Origin of the sequence: Acidaminococcus nyctereutis, from assembly GCF_052216985.1 — a bacterium.
GTDB classification, from domain to species: Bacteria; Bacillota; Negativicutes; order Acidaminococcales; family Acidaminococcaceae; genus Acidaminococcus; species Acidaminococcus fermentans_A.
Window position 1 is genome coordinate 1 of the sequence record NZ_JBQOUY010000056.1, and the last position, 2838, is coordinate 2838.

The window sequence follows — 2838 nt, forward strand, 5'->3', positions numbered from 1 at the left end:
CAGGCCTTGGTACGGGTGAAGTGCTGGGGAGCAGCAGTGATGTTCAGCTTGCCGATGCCCGGCTGATCCATTTCCGGGAACATCTTCCGGTCGCCCGCCACCTGGGGTTCCTTCACCAGACGGTCCAGGGTATTCACCTGGCAGGAAGGCACGCCGGCCTTGTTCAGGGTCTCCACCACTTCGTCGATGGTGTACTGGCTGGTCCAGTCGGAAACGATCTTCCGCATTTCCACATGGTTGGCCACCCGGTCCTTCACATCTTTGAACTTGGGGTCAGTCTTCAGTTCCGGTTTGCCCATCACATCGCACAGGATGTCATAGAGCTTGTTGTTGGCGGTGCCGATGATCACATTGCCGTCCTTGGCCGGGAAGGAATCATAGGGATAAGTGGATTCATACCGGTTGCCGATCCGTTGAGGGATCCGGCCCGTAGCCTGGTAGATCATGGTGATGTTTTCCATAGCCGCGGCCACAGAATCCACCAGGGCCACATCCACCTTTTCGCCCTTGCCGGTCTTCACCCGGTTCACCAGGGCTGCCAGGACGCCGATGCACAGGTTCAGGCCGCCCAGCACATCCCCGATGGGGGTGCCTACACGGGTGGGTTCGCCGCCGGGCCAGCCGGTGGTGCTCATCATGCCGCCCATGGCCTGGCCGATGATGTCATAGCCAGCCCGCCGGCTGTAAGGCCCGGTCTGGCCGAAGCCGGACACGGCGCCGTAGATCAGGGAGGGGTTGATCTTGCTCAGCACATCGTCATAGCCCAGGCCCAGTTTTTCCATGGTGCCGGGCCGGTAGTTCTCGATGACCACGTCGGCCTGTTTCACCATTTCCTTGAACATCTCTTTCCCTTCCGGGGCTTTGAAGTTGATGGTGCAGCCATATTTGCTGCGGTTGAAGTTGGCATAGTATACAGAGTTGTCGTTGATGAAGGGTCCCATCTTCCGGGAATCATCCCCGCCTTTGGGGTTCTCGATCTTGATCACCGTAGCGCCCATATCAGCCAGGAGAGCACAGCAGTATGGCCCTGCCAGCACACGGGTCAGATCCAGTACAACGACACCTTCCAAAAGACCTTTTGCATCATCCATTACCAATTACCTCCTAAGATCTATCACACAATTGCAGATATTTCATCAAGCCACACCCATCATCATAGCGAAGACCACCATGATCAGGGATACCAGCAGGTCATATTTCACAGAATACAGGATGTGATCCTTCAGCTGTACACCAGCCAGGCCGATGGCCAGGAACGTGGTCGGTACGCAGGGAGAAATAGGAACACCGATGTTTTCGCCGATCAGCATAGCCAAGCCGACTTTTTCGGGGCTGCCGCCAACGGCCTTCACCACTTCGCCCACAACCGGCAGCAGGGAGTAATAATACAGATCCGGGCTGAATACCAGACCGACTACAGAACCCAGGATACCGATGATACGGCCGGCATGGATCAGAAGAGCATGGGGCAGGATCCCCAGGATCAGGTTAGCCAGAGCCAGGGTCATGCCGGAATCCTTGAAGATACCCAGGAATACGCCGGCGCACAGGAAAGTGGATGCCGTGCCGATGGCAGTGCTGGCATGGTTTTCCAGGACTTTGGTCTGGAGAGCCAGGCCCCGGTAGTTCACGAAGGCGCCTACACCAGTGCCCAGCATGAAGGCCAGGTAAGCCGGGACTTTGGTGACCACCATGGAGACGATCACAACGATGGTGAGGATCAGGTTGAAGGCCAGCAGGTTCGGCCGTTTCAGATCATCAGTTTCTTGGTCGATCTGCGGTCCGTCGATTTTGAAATTCTTGAAGTAATCAGGGCCGTATTCTTTGGTCAGGCGTCTCCGGTCCATGGTCCCGAACCAGACAGCCAGTGCCAGGGACAGTACCATGCCCAGCAGTTCGGTAGGAAGAATCTTGGTCCACAGTCCGTTCGGGGTTGCCGGGACACCCAGGTTGGTCACCGTAGTTGCCGTACGGATGATGGTGCCGCCCCAAGGAACCATGTTCCAGTTCCCGGTGGTCACACCGATGAGGCACAGCATGCTCAGGACATTCAGTTTCAGTTTCTTAAATAAAGGTAACATTGCAGGAATCGTAACCAGGTAGGTGGTAGCGGTAGCACCATCAGCCTGGGAGACCAGAGCGATCAGGCAAGTGGTCAGATAGACCTTTACAGGGTCGCTCCCGGAAATCTTGGTCAGCCCGTGGACGATAGGATCGAACATCCCGGCGTCGCTCATCATCCCGAAATACATGATGGAGAAGATGAACAGGGTTGCGTTGGACATGGTGGTCTTCACACCGCCGGCTGCCCATTTTTCGATGACAACACCGATCTGCTGACTGAGGGTCAGAGCTTCACCCTTGGGCCCGTTGACCCCTACGGTAAATACCAGGACGATCCCAGCCAAGATTGGCAGGATGGAAAAGGCAATTACCGGGTGAGCCTTGTTCCTCATCAGCACATACATCATGATACCGATCATTACGATTGCAATTATTGCGATCATTTTTTTCCGCCTCCCATTTTGCTCGACAACTTTTGTCGACAATTCTTGTCGACAACAATATTACCTCTTTTCTTGAAAAAAAGCAATAGGTTTTGGTGGAATTTTTAGACATTTCTTTTTAATCTGAGGACTTACCCTGTCATTGAATTTGTTATTATCCATGATTTTTCATCAATTTGTAAAGTCTCATTGTTGTACATAAAGAAAAAAGGAGCTGTGAAGAAATGAGGATTCATTTCTTCACAGCTCCTTTTTTGTTGTCTCTTTTTACTCCTGGCAGTAAAAGGCAAGAGAAAAAGGGTATACTTCCCCCTTCCCCCCAAAACTCAGC

At 53.6% G+C, this 2838-nt stretch carries 2 protein-coding genes; both read right to left on the reverse strand.

What is annotated here, in order from left to right; genetic code table 11:
- A partial coding sequence (locus tag ACTUHY_RS12805; protein WP_442827996.1) for a CaiB/BaiF CoA transferase family protein occupies window positions 1–1091 on the reverse strand: 1091 nt, incomplete at its 3' end.
- A gap of 45 nt (window positions 1092–1136) precedes the next feature.
- On the reverse strand, window positions 1137–2507 hold the full coding sequence (locus ACTUHY_RS12810) for an SLC13 family permease (RefSeq protein ID WP_442827997.1): 1371 nt from the start codon (window positions 2505–2507) through the stop codon (window positions 1137–1139).
- Window positions 2508–2838 lie beyond the last annotated feature (331 nt).